The organism is Streptomyces sp. NPDC048211, from assembly GCF_043202315.1.
Classification (GTDB): Bacteria; Actinomycetota; Actinomycetes; order Streptomycetales; family Streptomycetaceae; genus Streptomyces.
Window position 1 is genome coordinate 459,808 of record NZ_JBIDAD010000002.1, and the last position, 15,840, is coordinate 475,647.

Annotated in this window: 18 protein-coding genes; 11 read left to right on the forward strand and 7 right to left on the reverse strand. The window is 72.1% G+C overall.

Features of this window, described 5'->3' with window-relative positions:
- Positions 1 to 80: 80 nt before the first annotated feature.
- Positions 81 to 1,172 (forward strand): ABC transporter permease, encoded by a 1,092-nt coding sequence (locus ACGFZA_RS08950; protein ID WP_393678374.1) that lies wholly within the window; start codon positions 81 to 83, stop codon positions 1,170 to 1,172.
- A 46-nt stretch (positions 1,173 to 1,218) separates the two neighbouring features.
- Positions 1,219 to 1,899, forward strand: a complete 681-nt coding sequence (locus ACGFZA_RS08955) for an ABC transporter ATP-binding protein (protein ID WP_393678376.1) — start codon at positions 1,219 to 1,221, stop codon at positions 1,897 to 1,899.
- Between the two features lie 163 nt (positions 1,900 to 2,062).
- Here ACGFZA_RS08955 and ACGFZA_RS08960 read toward each other — a convergent pair whose 3' ends face one another.
- On the reverse strand, positions 2,063 to 2,863 hold the full coding sequence (locus tag ACGFZA_RS08960) for an IclR family transcriptional regulator (protein WP_385273040.1): 801 nt from the start codon (positions 2,861 to 2,863) through the stop codon (positions 2,063 to 2,065).
- Positions 2,864 to 3,190: 327 nt separating this feature from the next.
- On the opposite strand from ACGFZA_RS08960, the gene allB reads away from it, so the two are divergent.
- The 3 genes from allB to ACGFZA_RS08975 all read left to right on the forward strand — a co-directional run bounded on the left by allB (position 3,191) and on the right by ACGFZA_RS08975 (position 6,069).
- Positions 3,191 to 4,540 carry an allantoinase AllB gene (gene allB, locus ACGFZA_RS08965; RefSeq protein ID WP_393678885.1) on the forward strand — a complete coding sequence of 450 codons (1,350 nt, stop codon included), beginning with the start codon at positions 3,191 to 3,193 and terminating at the stop codon, positions 4,538 to 4,540.
- Positions 4,537 to 5,652 (forward strand): allantoicase, encoded by a 1,116-nt coding sequence (gene alc, locus ACGFZA_RS08970; protein WP_393678379.1) that lies wholly within the window; start codon positions 4,537 to 4,539, stop codon positions 5,650 to 5,652. Before allB ends, alc begins: the two co-directional genes overlap by 4 nt.
- Positions 5,653 to 5,742: 90 nt before the next feature.
- Complete coding sequence (locus ACGFZA_RS08975) at positions 5,743 to 6,069, forward strand: putative quinol monooxygenase (RefSeq protein WP_385273034.1); 327 nt, start codon at positions 5,743 to 5,745, stop codon at positions 6,067 to 6,069.
- A gap of 28 nt (positions 6,070 to 6,097) precedes the next feature.
- Here the strand turns inward: ACGFZA_RS08975 and ACGFZA_RS08980 are convergent, their stop codons facing one another.
- The 5 genes from ACGFZA_RS08980 to ACGFZA_RS09000 all read right to left on the reverse strand — a co-directional run bounded on the left by ACGFZA_RS08980 (position 6,098) and on the right by ACGFZA_RS09000 (position 10,045).
- Positions 6,098 to 6,928: an aldo/keto reductase gene (locus ACGFZA_RS08980; protein ID WP_385273031.1), complete on the reverse strand. Its 831-nt coding sequence runs from the start codon at positions 6,926 to 6,928 to the stop codon at positions 6,098 to 6,100.
- A 285-nt stretch (positions 6,929 to 7,213) separates the two neighbouring features.
- Positions 7,214 to 7,978, reverse strand: a complete 765-nt coding sequence (locus tag ACGFZA_RS08985; protein ID WP_393678382.1) for an SDR family NAD(P)-dependent oxidoreductase — start codon at positions 7,976 to 7,978, stop codon at positions 7,214 to 7,216.
- Positions 7,979 to 8,123: 145 nt separating this feature from the next.
- Positions 8,124 to 8,738, reverse strand: coding sequence for a TIGR03086 family metal-binding protein (locus ACGFZA_RS08990; protein WP_393678384.1), 615 nt, complete (start codon positions 8,736 to 8,738; stop codon positions 8,124 to 8,126).
- Between the two features lie 53 nt (positions 8,739 to 8,791).
- Complete coding sequence (locus ACGFZA_RS08995) at positions 8,792 to 9,226, reverse strand: hypothetical protein (RefSeq protein ID WP_393678386.1); 435 nt, start codon at positions 9,224 to 9,226, stop codon at positions 8,792 to 8,794.
- Between the two features lie 174 nt (positions 9,227 to 9,400).
- Complete coding sequence (locus ACGFZA_RS09000; RefSeq protein WP_393678388.1) at positions 9,401 to 10,045, reverse strand: TetR/AcrR family transcriptional regulator; 645 nt, start codon at positions 10,043 to 10,045, stop codon at positions 9,401 to 9,403.
- 151 nt (positions 10,046 to 10,196) lie between these two features.
- Between ACGFZA_RS09000 and ACGFZA_RS09005 the strand changes: the two genes are divergently transcribed.
- Positions 10,197 to 11,120: a DMT family transporter gene (locus ACGFZA_RS09005; protein ID WP_385273017.1), complete on the forward strand. Its 924-nt coding sequence runs from the start codon at positions 10,197 to 10,199 to the stop codon at positions 11,118 to 11,120.
- Between the two features lie 81 nt (positions 11,121 to 11,201).
- Here ACGFZA_RS09005 and ACGFZA_RS09010 read toward each other — a convergent pair whose 3' ends face one another.
- A complete protein-coding gene (locus tag ACGFZA_RS09010; RefSeq protein WP_385273014.1) occupies positions 11,202 to 11,405 on the reverse strand; it encodes a hypothetical protein in 204 nt (67 codons plus the stop codon).
- A 146-nt stretch (positions 11,406 to 11,551) separates the two neighbouring features.
- Here ACGFZA_RS09010 and ACGFZA_RS09015 point away from each other — a divergent pair, with 146 nt between their 5' ends.
- The 5 genes from ACGFZA_RS09015 (at position 11,552) to ACGFZA_RS09035 (ending at position 15,832) form a co-directional block, all read left to right on the forward strand.
- On the forward strand, positions 11,552 to 12,769 hold the full coding sequence (locus ACGFZA_RS09015; RefSeq protein ID WP_385273011.1) for a sensor histidine kinase: 1,218 nt from the start codon (positions 11,552 to 11,554) through the stop codon (positions 12,767 to 12,769).
- The gene (locus tag ACGFZA_RS09020) at positions 12,766 to 13,485 is read left to right on the forward strand and encodes a response regulator (RefSeq protein WP_385273008.1); all 720 of its coding nucleotides are present in this window, start codon (positions 12,766 to 12,768) and stop codon (positions 13,483 to 13,485) included. The genes ACGFZA_RS09015 and ACGFZA_RS09020 overlap by 4 nt, the downstream gene beginning before the upstream one ends.
- Positions 13,486 to 13,669: 184 nt before the next feature.
- Complete coding sequence (locus ACGFZA_RS09025) at positions 13,670 to 14,065, forward strand: VOC family protein (protein ID WP_385273005.1); 396 nt, start codon at positions 13,670 to 13,672, stop codon at positions 14,063 to 14,065.
- A gap of 139 nt (positions 14,066 to 14,204) precedes the next feature.
- Positions 14,205 to 14,624, forward strand: a complete 420-nt coding sequence (locus tag ACGFZA_RS09030; protein ID WP_385273002.1) for a PaaI family thioesterase — start codon at positions 14,205 to 14,207, stop codon at positions 14,622 to 14,624.
- An 11-nt stretch (positions 14,625 to 14,635) separates the two neighbouring features.
- Positions 14,636 to 15,832: a cytochrome P450 gene (locus ACGFZA_RS09035; RefSeq protein WP_385272999.1), complete on the forward strand. Its 1,197-nt coding sequence runs from the start codon at positions 14,636 to 14,638 to the stop codon at positions 15,830 to 15,832.
- The last annotated feature ends 8 nt before the right edge of the window (positions 15,833 to 15,840 follow it).

Below are 15,840 nucleotides of genomic sequence, written 5' to 3' on the forward strand. Positions count from 1 at the left end.
GGGCCGGTCAATCGAAAGGTTGATGTCTCGACCGGCCCGCGGGCGATGTTTCCGAAGCCGGCGGATCCCAGGCTGGAGTCATGTTCGTCGCATGGAGAGATCTTCGGTTCGCCAAGGGCCGGTTCGCGCTCATGGGCACGGTCGTGGTGCTGATCACGCTGCTCGTGGGCCTGCTGTCCGGCCTCACGGCCGGACTGGCCCGGGAGAACACCTCGGCCGTCACGGGGCTGAACGCCGACCACCTCGCGTTCGCCGCCCCGCCCGGCGGCCAGTCGGTGTCCTTCACCGATTCCAGCGTCCGCGAGGCCGCCTGGCGGAGCTGGGCGAAGCAGCCGGGGGTCGAGGCGGCCCGGCCGCTCGGCATCCGCACGCTGAACGCCGCCGCGGTGGCGGGGGAGCGGACGGCGGCCGTCTCGGCGTTCGGCGTCGGGCCCGGCAGCGGCCTGGCACCCTCGGGCACGCCGGTAGGGCCGGGCACCGTCGTGCTCTCCGAACAGGCGGCCGAGGACCTGGCGGCCGGCGCCGGGGACCGGCTGCGGCTCGGCGGCGACGAAGTCACCGTGGCCGCCGTCGCCGGCGACGCCTCCTACAGCCATACGCCGGTCGTGTGGACGTCTCTCGCCGACTGGCAGCGGCTCGGGGCCGACGGCGAGGGTGCCCCGGAGCACGCCACCGTGATCGCCCTGACCACCACCGGCGGGGCCGACCTGGCCGCCGGCGACCGGGCGGCGGGCACCAGCACGCTCTCGCTCGACGGATCCCTCACCGCCATCGGCTCCTACCAGGCCGAGAACGGCTCCCTCCAGCTGATGCGCGGCTTCCTCTTCGCCATCTCCGCCCTGGTCATCGGCGCCTTCTTCACGGTCTGGACGATCCAGCGCAGCGGCGACGTCGCCGTCCTCAAGGCACTCGGTGCCTCCACCCCGTATCTGCTGCGGGACGCGCTCGGGCAGGCCGTGGTGATGCTCGCGATCGGTACGGGACTGGGCACCGCGCTCGCCTCCGGCATCGGCGCACTGGTCAGCGGCGGGGCCGTGCCCTTCGTCCTGGAGGCGTCGACCGTCCTCGTCCCGGCGGCCGTGATGATCGCCCTCGGCGCGGTCGGGGCGGCCCTGTCCATCCGGCGGATCACCGCCGTCGACCCGCTCACCGCGCTCGGGAGCGCCCGATGACCAGCACCCCGCCCCTCACCCCGCGCACCACACCCCGGAGTGCCCGATGACCCTCACGCTCACCGATGTCACCCTCACCTACCCCGACGGCGACGGACGCCTCACGGCACTGGACCGCATCGCGCTCGACGTCCCCGCGGGCACCCTCACCGCCGTCGTGGGGCCGTCCGGCTCCGGCAAGTCGAGTCTGCTCGCCGTGGCGGCCACCCTGGTCACCCCGGACGAGGGTGCCGTCGTCGTCGCCGGTACGGATACCGCCGGGCTCGGCCGCGCGGACAAGGCGGCGCTGCGCCGCGAGCGGATCGGCATCGTCTTCCAGCAGCCCAATCTGCTGCCGTCGCTGACCGCCGCCGAGCAGCTCCAGGTCATGACGCATCTGTCGGGCCGCGCGGCCCGGACCGCCCGGCGCCGGGCGCTGGAGCTCCTCGACGCGGTCGGCCTCGCGGACCAGGCCGACCGCAGGCCCCACCAGCTCTCGGGCGGTCAGCGCCAGCGGATCAACATCGCGCGGGCCCTGATGAACGATCCGGCGGTCCTGCTCGTCGACGAGCCGACGAGCGCGCTGGACCACGAGCGGGGAGCGGCGGTGCTCGATCTCCTCGTCTCGCTGACCCGGCAGCGGTCCACGGCGACCGTCATGGTCACCCACGACCGGACCCATCTGGACCGGATGGACCGGACCGTCACGATGGAGGACGGCAGACTGACCGCCCCGGCCCTCACCTGACGACTGGGGCGCGGACGCGGCGCATGACGACGGGGAGCGGGGCCCCGGCGCAGGGTGACGACGGGCGCGGACGCGGCGCATGACGACCAGGGGGTACGGACATGGTGAAGGGGCGGTCACGGGGAACGAACGCCCCGGACCGCCCCTTCACCTTCGCCGTGTCTCAGCCGGTCGACCCGCTGCTGGCCAGCACCTCGGACAGCTCCTTGGCCGCCTGCTGGAGGATCGGCACGATGCGCTCGGTGGCCGCCTCGGTCACCCGGCCGGCCGGGCCGGAGATCGAGATCGCCGCGGAGGTCGGGGAGTTGGGAACGGAGACCGCCAGGCAGCGGACCCCTATCTCCTGCTCGTTGTCGTCCACCGCGTAGCCGACCCGGCGGACCTGCTCCAGGGCGTCCAGGAAGCCGTCCGGCGTGGTGATCGTCTTCTCGGTGGCGGCCGGCATCCCGGTCCGCGCGAGCAGGGCCCGCACCTCGTCCGGCGGGGTGTGCGCCAGCAGCGCCTTGCCGACGCCGGTGGAGTGCGGCAGCACCCGGCGTCCCACCTCGGTGAACATCCGCATCGAGTGCTTGGACGGCACCTGCGCCACGTACACGATCTCGTCGCCGTCGAGCAGCGCCATGTTGGCCGTCTCGCCGGTCTCCTCGACCAGCCGGGCCAGATACGGGCGGGCCCAGGTGCCGAGCAGCCGCGCGGCGGACTCACCGAGCCGGATCAGGCGCGGGCCGAGCGCGTAGCGCCGGTTGGGCTGCTGGCGTACGTAGCCGCACACCACGAGCGTGCGCATCAGGCGGTGAATGGTGGGCAGCGGGAGGCCGCTGCTCGCGGAGAGCTCGCTCAGGCCGACCTCGCCCCCCGCGTCGGCCATCCGCTCCAGCAGATCGAAGGCGCGCTCAAGTGACTGCACACCGCCGCTGGAACCGGCGGGCTTGGAGTCGGAAGTGCTGGCGTGGGACGGCGGCACGTCAACGGTCCTTTCGAAGCGGAAGAGCAAGGCAGCAGCCTACCGGGCGCTTTCCGATCGGCCCACAGTCGCAGGGGTGCGGTCCTGGCCGGTCAGGACTCGTTTGTCCGGGTGTCCGGGGCGGGTTCGACGCTCCGTACGGTGCCGCTCATGGGCCATTCTACATTCCGTACTCCGAAATTAGTCTTTTACTTTGTGGAAATATCCAGGGGTGGTCACGCGTGGTGGGCTGACCGGGGCGGGCGGAGGATGGGGGTCTTGACGGGGTGCGATCCCGAGTGAAGACTCCTTCAACAGTTCGTTGAATTCATGAAGTGGGGAGCACGGGTGTCCGGTACGGACGTGAAGCTGGTACTGCGCTCGACGCGCGTCGTCACTCCCGGGGGCACGCGGCCCGCCGCGGTCCACGTCGCGGGCGGGACGATCGACGCCGTCCTGCCCTACGACGCCGAGGTGCCGGACGGCGCCCGGGTGGAGGACTTCGGCGACGACGTCCTGCTGCCCGGACTCGTGGACACGCACGTCCATGTGAACGACCCCGGCCGCACCGAGTGGGAGGGGTTCTACACGGCCACCCGCGCCGCGGCGGCCGGCGGGATCACCACTCTGCTCGACATGCCGCTCAACTCCCTCCCGCCGACCACCACCGTCGAGCACCTGAGGATCAAGCAGCAGGTGGCGGCTCCCAAGGCACACATCGACACCGGCTTCTGGGGCGGTGCCATCCCCTCGAACGTCAAGGATCTGCGCCCGCTGTACGAGGCGGGGGTCTTCGGCTTCAAGTGCTTCCTCTCGCCCTCCGGCGTCGAGGAGTTCCCCGAGCTGGACCAGGAGCAGCTGGCCCGGTCGATGGCCGAGATCGCCGGCTTCGGCGGCCTCCTGATCGTGCACGCCGAGGACCCGCACCACCTGGCGTCCGCCCCGCAGCGCAGCGGCCCCGCCTACGCGGACTTCCTCGCCTCCCGCCCGCGCGACGCCGAGAACACCGCGATCGAGGGCCTCATCGCCCACGCCGAGCGGCTGAACGCCCGCGTCCACGTGCTCCACCTGTCCTCCAGTGACGCGCTGCCGCTGATCGCCGCCGCCAAGCGCAGGGGCGTCCGCGTCACCGTCGAGTCCTGTCCGCACTTCCTCACCCTGACCGCCGAGGAAGTCCCCGACGGGGCGACCGAGTTCAAGTGCTGCCCGCCCATCCGCGAGGCCGCCAACCAGGACGCGCTGTGGCAGGGGCTCGCGGACGGCACCATCGACTGCATCGTCTCCGACCACTCGCCCTGCACCACCGACCTCAAGACGCCGGACTTCGCCTCCGCCTGGGGCGGCATCTCCTCCCTCCAGCTCGGACTGCCCGCCATCTGGACCGAGGCCCGCAGGCGCGGCCACTCGCTCGACGACGTCGCCCGCTGGATGTCGGCCGCCCCCGCCGCGCTGGCCGGACTGACCGCCAAGGGCGCGATCGAGGCCGGCCGTGACGCCGACTTCGCCGTCCTGTCACCCGACGCCACCTTCACCGTCGACCCGGCCGAGCTCTTCCACCGCAACCAGGTCACCGCGTACGCCGGCCGCACCCTGCACGGTGTCGTGCGCTCGACCTGGCTGCGCGGCGTACGGATCGCCGCCGAAGGCACCCTCGCCGAGCCCGTCGGCCGGCTCCTCGAAAGGAACACCTCACGATGACGGCGACCGCACACTTCACCGGCGACGCGAACCCGTACGGCGGCGGCGACCCCTACGCCGACTACCGCACCACCGACTTCCCCTTCACCCATCTCGTCGACCTCGCGGACCGGCGGCTCGGCGCCGGAGTCATCGCCGCCAACGACGAGTTCTTCGCGGAACGCGAGAACCTCCTGAAGCCGGAGCCCGCTCACTTCGACCCGGAGCACTTCGGGCACAAGGGCAAGATCATGGACGGCTGGGAGACCCGCCGCCGCCGCGGCGTGAGCGCCGCACAGCCCCACCCGGTGGACGAGGACCACGACTGGGCCCTGGTCCGTCTCGGCGCACCCGGTGTCGTACGCGGCATCGTCGTCGACACCGCACACTTCCGCGGCAACTACCCCCAGGCGGTCTCCGTGGAAGCCGTCTCGGTGCCGGGCTCGCCGTCCCCCGAGGACCTCCTCGCCCCCGACGTCAAGTGGACGACGCTCGTCCCCCGTACGGCCGTCGGCGGCCACGCGGCCAACGGCTTCCCCGTCGACGCCGCGCAGCGCTTCACCCACCTGCGGGTCAACCAGCACCCCGACGGAGGCATAGCCAGGCTCCGGGTGTACGGCGAAGTCGCCCCGGACCCCGCGTGGCTGACGGCGCTCGGCACCTTCGACCTCGTCGCCCTGGAGAACGGCGGCCGGGTCGAGGACGCGTCCGACCGCTTCTACTCCCCGGCGACGAACACCATCCAGCCCGGCCGCTCCCGGAAGATGGACGACGGCTGGGAGACCCGGCGCCGGCGCGACAAGGGCAACGACTGGATCCACTACCACCTCGTCGAGGAGGCGGAGATCCGTGCCGTCGAGATCGACACCGCCTACCTGAAGGGCAACTCGGCGGGCTGGGCCAGCCTTTCGGCCCGGGACACGGGCAGCGGCGACTGGACGGAGGTGCTGCCCAGGACCCGGCTGCAACCCGACACCGCTCACCGCTTCGTCCTGCCGGAGGCCGTACGTGCCGCCGAGGTCCGCATCGACATCTATCCGGACGGCGGTATCTCGCGCCTGCGCCTGTTCGGTTCGCTGACCGGACAGGGTGCCGCGCGGCTGAGCGCCCGCCACGTCGAACTGGGCGGCTGAACACCCCTTCCGGGGGCTGTCCGTATTCGGGCGATACCGTAGGGATGCGGGACCCTGCCCGGGTTCCCGCACATCCCCACAGGAGTCGCCATGATCTTCATCGCCGTCAGGTTCACCGTACGCACCGCCGAGCGCGACAACTGGCTGCCCGCCGTCGAGGACTTCACCCTCGCCACCCGGCAGGAGCCCGGCAACGTGTTCTTCGACTGGTCCTACAGTGTCGAGAACCCGGACCAGTTCGTGCTGCTGGAGGCGTTCGCCTCCCCCGAGGCCGGGGCGGCGCACGTGCAGTCGGCGCACTTCAAGGCGGCGATGGAGACGATGGCGGACCTGGTGGCCGAGGTGCCCGAGATCATCAACGTCGAGGTGCCGGGCGAGGGCTGGTCCCGCATGGCCGAGGTGCAGCCGCGGTCGTAGGGTGCGAGGGGCGGTTCGCCGCCACCGCTCAGAACTCCTCGTGCACCTCGGGGTCCCCGCCGAAGCGCTGCCGCGGTCCGGCCGAGATGCGGGCCAGCTCCTGCGGCGTCAGCTCGAAGCCGGACAGATCGAGGTTCTCACTCTGGCGCCCCGGATCGGCCGATTTCGGAATCGGGACGGCCCCGAGCTGCGTGTGCCAGCGCAGCAGGGCCTGGCCGGGCGTCACCCCGTGCGCCGCGGCGATCGCGACGAGCTCCGGGTCGGCCAGCAGACCGCGGCCGCGCCCCAGCGGGCTCCAGCTCTCCGTGACGATGCCCTTGGCGGCGTGGACGGCCCGCAGTTCCTCCTGCGGCAGCCGGGGATGCATCTCGATCTGGTTGACGGCGGGCACCACCCCCGTCTCCTCCTCCAGCCGTGCGAGGTGCTCCGCGGTGAAGTTGGAGACCCCGATCGACCGCACGAGCCCGTCCTCGCGCAGCCGGATCATTGCCCGCCAGGTGTCCACGTACAGACCGACGCCGGGCAGCGGCCAGTGGATGAGATACAGGTCCAGACAGGCCAGGCCGAGGTTGCGGCGGGACTCCTCGAACGAGGCGAGGGTCCTCTCGTAGCCCTGGTGCCGGCCCGGCACCTTCGTCGTGACGAAGACGTCCTCCCGCGGTACGCCGCTGCGGGCGATGCCGCGTCCCGTGCCGGTCTCGTTGCCGTAGTTGAGCGCGGTGTCGACGAGCCGGTAGCCGAGCCCCAGCGCCCCGGCCACGGCTTCCTCGGCCGCGTCGTCGTCCAGTGGCCAGGTGCCGAGTCCGACTGCCGGGATCGTGCGGCCGTCGTTGAGGGTGTGCACCGGGGGCGTGGGCATGATGTTCCCTTCGTACTGGATCACTGCCCAGGCTAAGGGCTGCCCGGTCGTCCCCGGTGGATCAGCGCACCGCGTCGGATGCTGCGCTTCGCGGGGAGGACGGGACGGCCGCATGATGGATGCGGCCGGGCGCTCCGGCAACGCGGCACGGTGGCGTGGCTGTCGTGGTGCGCCGCCAGGGCGGACGGGACAGCCCTGACGGCCTCGGGTCGTCCCGTTCACCCGGTTCACCCGGCGCGGACACGAGGGCCTCTCGGACGGCACGTTGTCCTCACCCTGCCAGGTTCAGGCCGCGTGGCCACCGTCCACGACCATTTCCGCACCGGTGATGTAGGCCGCCTCGTCGCTGGCCAAGTAGGCGATCATCGCGGCCACTTCACCGGTCGTCCCGAACCGGTCCAGCGCGGTGGCGGCCCGCTGACCGGCGGCGAACGGGCCGTCGGCCGGGTTCATGTCGGTGTCGACCGCACCGGCCTGGACCAGATTGACCGTGATGCCGCGCGGGCCGAGCTCACGGGCGAGCGGCTTGGTCAGTCCGGACAGCGCCGACTTGCTCATGGCGTAGAGCGTGGCGCCGGGACCGCCCGCGTACCGGCTCAGGGCCGTACCGACGGAGATGATGCGGCCGCCGTGCTCCAGGACGCCGGCCGCCGCCCTGCAGGTCAGGAAGACCGCCCGCACGTTGACGGCGAGCACGCGGTCGACATCGGCGTCGGTGAGCTCACCGATCGGGCCGAGAACGCCGATACCCGCGTTGTTGACCAGGATGTCGAGCCGGCCGAAGGTCTCCGCCGCCCGGTGCACGGCGGCGGGGACGGCCTCCGGGTCGGCCGAGTCCGCGCGCAGGGCGACGGCGCGGCGGCCGCTCGCCTCGATCTTCCGTACGACCTCGTGGGCTGCCTCCTCGTCCCGTACATAGGTCAGCGCCACGTCGGCGCCGTCCTCGGCGAGCCGCAGGGCGGTCGCCGCGCCGATGCCGCGGCTGCCGCCGGTGACGAGCGCGGCGCGGTTCCGGCCGACGCCGGTGTTCGGGCTGATGGTGCTGTTCATCAGGGGGCTCCTGTCCGTTGCCGGTCGTGCTGGCAGGAACAAGCAAAGCTCTTCGGTACGCCGGATACCGGCGGGAAACGGACACTCAATCCGATACGGGACGCAGGCCGCCGGCGCCGGATTCCGGCGGCCCGTCAGGGGCCCGTCAGCTGCCCTGCGGCGGCTTCCAGTCCGGCGGGCGGCCGAGCGTCGACAGGACGAGCCGTAGTCCGTCGGTAGCGGCTCCCGTGTCCAGGGCGGGGTCCAGGGCCGGTCGGAAGGCCGCGTCCGGCCGTTCGCGCGACGCCCCGCCGGGGACGTTCAGGGCGATGGGCAGGGCGGCCTCGACGACGGCCGGCGGGAGCACGGTGGGCACGCCCAGTGCGGCCGCCACGTCCCAGGAGTGCACGACGTAGTCGATGAAATGGAACCCGATCGCGGTGGTCGGGGCGAACGACGCCTCGGGGGCGATCTCCGGGAGCGTGAACCGCCTCTCCAGCGTGTCCGGGCGGGCGAAGCTGTCCAGAAGGGCGTGGGCCGTCCCGCGGTACCACTCGACCGGATCGTCCCCGGCCGGCCTTGTCTGCCAGACGGCCGGATCGGCCCCCTCGCCCCGTGCGGCGGCGGCGAAGCCGATGTGCTGGGTGCCCATGTGCTCGACGAGGAGCCGCAGGGTCCAGCGGTCGCAGGGGGTCGGCCGGTCCCAGTCGCCCGGGCCCGCGCTTTCCACGACGCGGATCGATTCCAGCACTGCGGCCCGGTCGAGCTGCACGATGTCCATCGTCCGGTTTCCTTTCGCGAGGTGTACCCGGGGTGGTGGGGGCGCGAGCGGGCTCAGGAGCCGGACGCGGGCCACGGGTCGGCGCCGGAGAGCAGCCGCCGGGCGGATTCGCGCAGCGCGGCGCGGCCGGCGAACGGGATCTGCCAGGTGGCCGAGCGCAGCGTGCCCCGGCCCCGGTACGCGTCCACGATGCGCCGGTGGTCGGGTCGCGCGACGAACCCCAGCAGGTGTTCTCGGGTCGTCCAGACCGTGATCGACCCCGAGCGGTCCATCCGGGGGCGGACGTCCGCCCACAGCCACATGCCGACCGCGCCGGGTGTCTGCGGCCAGGTGCGGCGCAGCCGCAGGCCGGCCGCCCCGACGGAGAGGGTGGTCCAGGGGCGGTGCGTGACGAATTCGGTGACGGAGACGACCACGTCGGTGCCGCGGCCGGGTGGCTCGCCGGCCGGGCCGTCCTGCCAGGCCGTGCTCCAGAGGGTGTGCGGCACGCGTGACCCCTTCCATGGTCCGGCACAGCCGTCCGCGCCGGGTGCTCGTCACCCTACAACAACTAGACGAACGGTCGTGCTGTTTGTTTCGTCCGTGCTGCTTGTTGCGCGGTCGGGTACGTGGACGGCCGGGCAGCGCACGCCGTCCCCGCCGAATCCGGGTGGTGCCCGCTCTTACGGCGCGGCAGGCAGCGAGGAGGCGTCCACCGCCACCGCCCGCAGGCGCCCCAGGATCGCGCGAGCCGCCCTCGTGTAGCCCTCGGAGCTGTCACGGAGGACGGAGTCGCCGTTGGCCAGCTCAAGGAAGGCGATGATCTCGAAGGCGAGCTGCGCGGCGTCGCAGTCCTCGCGGATCTCGCCCAGCGTCCGCGCCTCCTCGATCCGCCGCTCCACGTAGCCGACCCAGCTCGCCTGCGCGGCCGCGATCGCGTCGTGCACCGCGCCCTCGCGGGCATCGAACTCGGCGATGGCCGCATAGAAGAAGCAGCCTCCAGGGAAGACCCGGCCCTGCGAGTAGGCGATCCAGCACTCGCACATCCGCCGGATCCGTCCGAGCCCCGCGGGCGTGGCGCGGGTCGGCTGCACGACATGCTCGTCGTACACCGCGACGGCGGCCCGCACGGTCGCCAGCTGGAGCTCCTCCTTGGAGCCGAACAGCGCGAACACGCCGCTCTTGCTCAGCCGGAGGTCGGTGGCCAGCCGGCCGAGGGACAGGCCCTCCAGGCCCTCCACGGAGGCGACCACCGCCGCCCGCGCGAGGACCAGCTGCCGCGTGCGGTTGCCCCGTTCGACCCTTCCGTCCTGGCGTTCTCCCGCCATCTGGCGACTCCGTACTCCGTGAGGTGCGGGCGGCTGTCGTCGGACCGGTCCCGGGGCTCGCCATTGTAGGAGTGGGCCCGGTAGCGTGATCGCTCCGCGTGCGAGCCAGTGAGGTCTCCACATCAGGCCTGTGGAGAACCAGGAGTTACGGGTGTCCTCTGTCGCCGTGCCCGCCCTCGCCCCGCCCCGCCGGGCGTGGCTGACCGATCTGCCCGTCCTGCTCGTCGCGGTGGTGTGGGGGTCCAGCTATCTCGCCGCCAAGGGCATCACCACGGCGCAGACCGTCATCGCCGTCCTGGTGCTGCGGTTCGCCGTCGTGCTGCCCGTCCTGGTGATCGCCGGAAGGTCCCGGCTGCGGGCGCTGAGCGCGGCCCAGTGGCGGGGGGCGGGGCTGCTGGGCCTGGTGCTCAGCGGAATCTTCCTGGTGGAGACGTACGGCATCGTGCACACCTCGGCGACCAACGCCGGGCTCATCATCAGCCTCACCATGATCTTCACCCCGCTCGCCGAGGCCGCCGTGACGCGGACCCGGCCGACCGGGGCCTTCCTCTCGGCCGCCGGGCTCTCCGTCGCCGGAGTGGTGCTCCTGACCCAGGGCGGGGGATTCACCAGCCCCTCGGCGGGCGATCTGCTGATGCTGGTCGCCGCCCTCGCGCGTACGCTCCACGTCCTCCTGATGGCGCGGATCAAGTCCGTCCAGTCGGCGGACTCGCTGTCGTTGACGACGGTCCAGCTCGGCAGCGCCGTCGCCGTCTTCGCCCTGCTGGCCGCCGCCCCCGGCACGGGGGAGTCACCCTGGTCGGTCGCTGCCGGGTTCGGCGTCCGGGAGTGGGGCGGGCTGCTGTTCCTGTCGGTCTTCTGCACGCTCTTCGCGTTCTTCGTGCAGATGTGGTCCGTACGCCGCACCTCACCGTCCCGGGTCAGCCTGCTCCTCGGTACGGAGCCGCTCTGGGCCGCCGCCGTCGGCATCGCGATCGGCGGTGAGCGGCTGGGCTTCCCCGGGGTCGTGGGCGCGGTGCTCGTGCTGGCCGGAACGGCGTGGGGGCGCCGCAGCGCGGACGCGGTCACTCCTTGAGCCGGTGGCGGCCTGCCACGTCACTCCTTGAGCCCGTGACCGTCGGCCACCGCACTCCTTGAACCGGTCGCTCCCGCCACGTCACTCCTTGAGCGAGTCCGACGCCACCATGACGGCGACCCCCGTCACCACCAGCACGATGCAGACGAACAGCGAGTGGCCGCCGACGAACGGCAGCCGGTGCACCACGCTGAAGAACCGGAACCAGTCGAGCCATTCGTGGAGCAGTCCCGCGGCGCCCTGGACGAAGAGCAGGAAGCCGACCGTCTCGCAGAGTTTCTTCATGGTCACGAGCCTCGCGGGCGGTACGCCGATGCCGCGTCGGCCGGTCGTCTGCGCGGCCGGTCCGAAAGTCTCCGCTTCCGCGACTTTGGTCGCTGCGCGGCCCGGAACCACCGGAAGCCGTGTCCCGGCTGCGTAGCTTTGTCGATATGACGCGTACCGAATACCCCTGGCTGCTGCCCTCGGCGATGGCCGACCCCGAGCTGCCCGGGGACCGGGGCGGCAGGTCGCGCCGCACCGTGCGGGACTGGGCCGTCGACATCCTCGCCTTCCTCTGCGCGGCGGGCATCGGGATGCTGACCCTCGCCACGATCGAAGCCGACCACACCACCCCCGACGGGGTGGTGCTCGCCGACTCGCTCATCGGCGCCGCGGCCTGCTGCGCGCTGTGGGTCCGGCGGCGATGGCCGGTCGGCCTCGCCGTCGTCCTGACCCTCCTGTCCACCGTGGAGCCCGTCGCGGCGGGAGCCCTGCTGGTCGCGCTGTTCAGCGTGGCGGTCCACCGGCCGTTCCGCCCCGTGGCCCTCGTCGGTGCGGGGGCCCTGCTGGTCGCCCCCGTCCAGCCGTATCTGCGCCCCGACCCGTCCACCTCGTTCATCGCGTCCACCATCATCGGGCTGCTGCTGGTCCTGCTCGTGCTCAGCTGGGGCATGGTCGTACGGTCCCGCCGCCAGCTCGTCGTCACGCTGCGCGAGCGCGCCCGACGGGCCGAGACCGAAGCCGGACTCCGGGCGGAGCAGGCGCAGCGGCTGGCCCGCGAGGACATCGCCCGCGAGATGCACGACGTCCTCGCCCACCGGCTCACGCTGCTCAGCGTCCACGCGGGCGCCCTCGAATTCCGCCCCGACGCACCCCCGGCCGAAGTCGGCCGCGCCGCCGGAGTCATCCGGGACAGTGCCCACGAGGCGCTCCAGGACCTCCGCGAGATCATCGGCGTCCTGCGCAGCCCCCGCGACGGCGACGGCGACCGTCCGCAGCCCACCCTCGCCACGCTGGACACCCTCGTCGCCGAATCCCGGCTGGCCGGCATGAAGGTCGCACTCGACAACCGCATCGACGACCCGGACGCCGCACCCGCCGCCACCGGCCGCACGGTCTACCGCATCGCCCAGGAGGGCCTGACCAACGCCCGCAAGCACGCGCCCGGCACCGAGGTCACCGTCGAGGTCACCGGCGGACCCGGTCGGGGGATCACCGTCGAGGTGCGCAATCCGGCCCCCACCGAACCCTTCGAGCACGTACCGGGATCCGGCCAGGGCCTCATCGGCCTGACCGAACGCGCCACCCTCGCAGGCGGCCGACTCGACCACGGACCGGAACCGGACGGTGGGTTCGGGGTACGGGCCTGGCTACCGTGGTCCTCATGACCACCCCGGCTCCCGCCTCCCCGCCCCGGCCCGTCCGGCTGCTCATCGTCGACGACGACCCGCTCGTACGGGCCGGGCTCGCCCTCATGCTCGGCGGCGCCGACGACATCGACATCGTGGGGGAGGGGGCCGACGGCAGCGAGGTGGCCGAACTCGTCGACCGGCTCAGGCCGGACGTCGTCCTGATGGACATCCGGATGCCGGTCATGGACGGGCTGACGGCCACCGAGGCGCTGCGCAGCCGCCCGGACGCACCCGAGATCGTCGTCCTGACGACGTTCCACGCCGACGAGCAGGTGCTCCGAGCCATCCGCGCCGGAGCCGCAGGCTTCGTCCTCAAGGACACCCCGCCCGCGCAGATCGTGGACTCCGTACGGCGGGTGGCGGCCGGCGACCCCGTCCTGTCGCCCGCGGTCACCCGTCAGCTGATGAGCCGCGCCGCGGGGTCCGGCCACGAGGAGCGGGCGGGCCGCGCCGAACGCGCGCGGCAGCGCATCGCCCTGCTGGCCGACCGGGAGCGCGAGGTGGCGGTCGCCGTGGGGCAGGGCCGCTCCAACGCGGAGATCGGCGCCGCCCTCTATCTGAGCGTGGCCACGGTGAAGACCCAGGTGTCACGCATTCTCGCCAAGTTCGACTTCAACAACCGGGTCCAGATCGCGCTGCTGGTCCATGACGCGGGACTCCTCGACGACGACGCGGACACCGGCCGGTCCTGAACCGATTCGGCCGCGCCGTGGACGTCTCGGCCGACGGAGTCGCACGCCTCGGCGTCGTCGATGAGTGCGCCGCCCTCCGGCTCCCTGACCGGAAGGTGAAGTCCGGGTCCCGGCAGGGGATCAGCACCGCTCTGTTCGATCGGGCGCCATACTGTGGGACCCGTCCGCACTGCCTGGGAGAGTCATGACGAGTAGGTTCACCGAGTTGTCCGTGGACTGCCGGGATCCGGAGAGGCTCGCGGCCTTCTGGTGCGAGGTCCTGGACTTCAAGGTGATCGACCGGGGCGAGGGCAGCGTCGAGATCGGCTCCTGGGAGCCCACCATCGAGGAGGTCCGGGCCCGTCAGATGCCGACCACCCTGGTGTTCGTGCAGGTACCGGAGGGCAAGACCGTGAAGAACCGGCTCCACCTCGACGTCAGCCCGATCGACGCCAGTACCGAGGACGAGGTGACCAGGCTGATCGCCCTCGGTGCCACCAGGGCGGATGTGGGCCAGGGCCCGGGGCGGAACTGGGTGGTCCTGGCCGATCCCGAGGGCAACGAGTTCTGTGTCCTGCGTTCCCTGGCACCACAGAACTGAGGGCGCCCCCACCCCTGTCACTGTCACCGTGCCGAGAAGGACTCACTGATCGGCTCGGATTCGCTGGTGAGAAAAGCTCGCTGGTGCGAGGGACTCGTCGGTGAGAAGAAAACGTCAGTGAGACAGAGAGGACTCCGCGATGACCGCACTCGACCTGCAGATGGCACAGAAGGTGCTCGACAGCCAGCCGTTCAGCGCCCTCGTCGGCGCACGGATCACCGCCTTCGGCGACGGCTCGGCGACGCTGGAGATCGACAGCCGCGAGGAGTTGCGCCAGCAGAACGGATTCCTGCACGGCGGTGTCCTCGCCTACGCCGCCGACAACGCTCTCACCTTCGCAGCCGGGACGACGCTCGGCCCGGCCGTGCTGACCGGCGGCTTCTCGATCCAGTACCTCCGTCCGGCCATCGGCGCCACACTCGTCGCGCGCGCCGAAGTCGTCCACACCGGGCGTCGGCAGGCCGTCGCGCGTTGTGATCTGTCCGTTGTGGGGGAGGACGGTACCGAGAGTCTCTGCGCCGTCGCCCAAGGCACGGTGCTGAGCGCCGCCTCGTCCTGAAGGAGCCCCGCTTGACCACCGAAGCCGTATTCGACCTCGGGGCGCTCGGTGAGCGCTTCACCCGCGATCCGTACCCCGTCTACGCGGACTTACGGGCCCGCGGCCCCGTCCACCGGGTCCGGATCCCGGAGGGCACGGACGCCTGGCTGGTCGTCGGGTACGAGGAGGGCCGGGCCGCGCTCGCGGACCAGCGGTTCTCCAAGCAGTGGAGCAACGCCTCGCCCTCCCTCGGCGTCAGCCAGGTCTCCGCGGGGACCTCCATGCTCAGCTCGGACGCACCTGCGCACACCCGGCTGCGCAAGCTCGTGGCCCGGGAGTTCACCGCCCGCCGGATGCAGGAACTCGTCCCGCGCATCCAGCAGATGACGGACGAACTGCTCGACGCCATGCTGGCGGGCCCGGACCGCAGGGCCGATCTCGTCGAGTCGCTGTCCTTCCCGCTGCCCATGTCCGTCATCTGTGAACTGCTCGGCGTGCCGTTCCTGGACCGCCGCAGCTTTCGCGAGTGGTCCAACATCGCGGTGTCCTCGGTCGACGCCGGGGCGCGCCGGGCCGCGACCGCCGAGATGTCCGGCTTTCTCGCCGCACTCCTCGACGACAAGCGCGAACAGCCCGGCGACGACCTGATGAGCGCACTGATCCACACCGCCGACGAGGAGGGCGACCGGCTCTCGGCAGGTGAACTGATGGGCATGGCCTGGCTGCTGCTCGTCGCCGGCCACGAGACCACGGTGAACCTGATCTCCAACGGTGTGCTGGCCCTGCTCACGCACCCGGACCAACTGGCCGCACTGCGAGCCGACTTCGGTCTCATCGACAACGCCGTGGAGGAGATGCTGCGTTTCGCGGGGCCGGTCGAGACGCCCACGTACCGATTCACCACCGAAGCGATCGACATCGGCGGCACGGTGATCCCGGGCGGCGGCGAGCTCGTCCTGGTCGCGATGTCCGACGCCAACCGCGATCCGGACCGCTATCCGGAGGCGGACCGCTTCGACATCACCCGGGACGCCCGCGGGCACGTGGCCTTCGGTCACGGCATCCACTACTGCCTGGGCGCGCCGCTGGCCCGCATCGAGGCGGCGGTGGCCATCAGGTCCCTGCTGGATCGCTGCCCCGGCCTGGCACTCGACGTGGACCCGGCGGAGCTGACCTGGCGTACGGGGATGCTCATCCGGGGCCCGGAGGGACTGCCCGTCACCTGGTGAACCGCGGC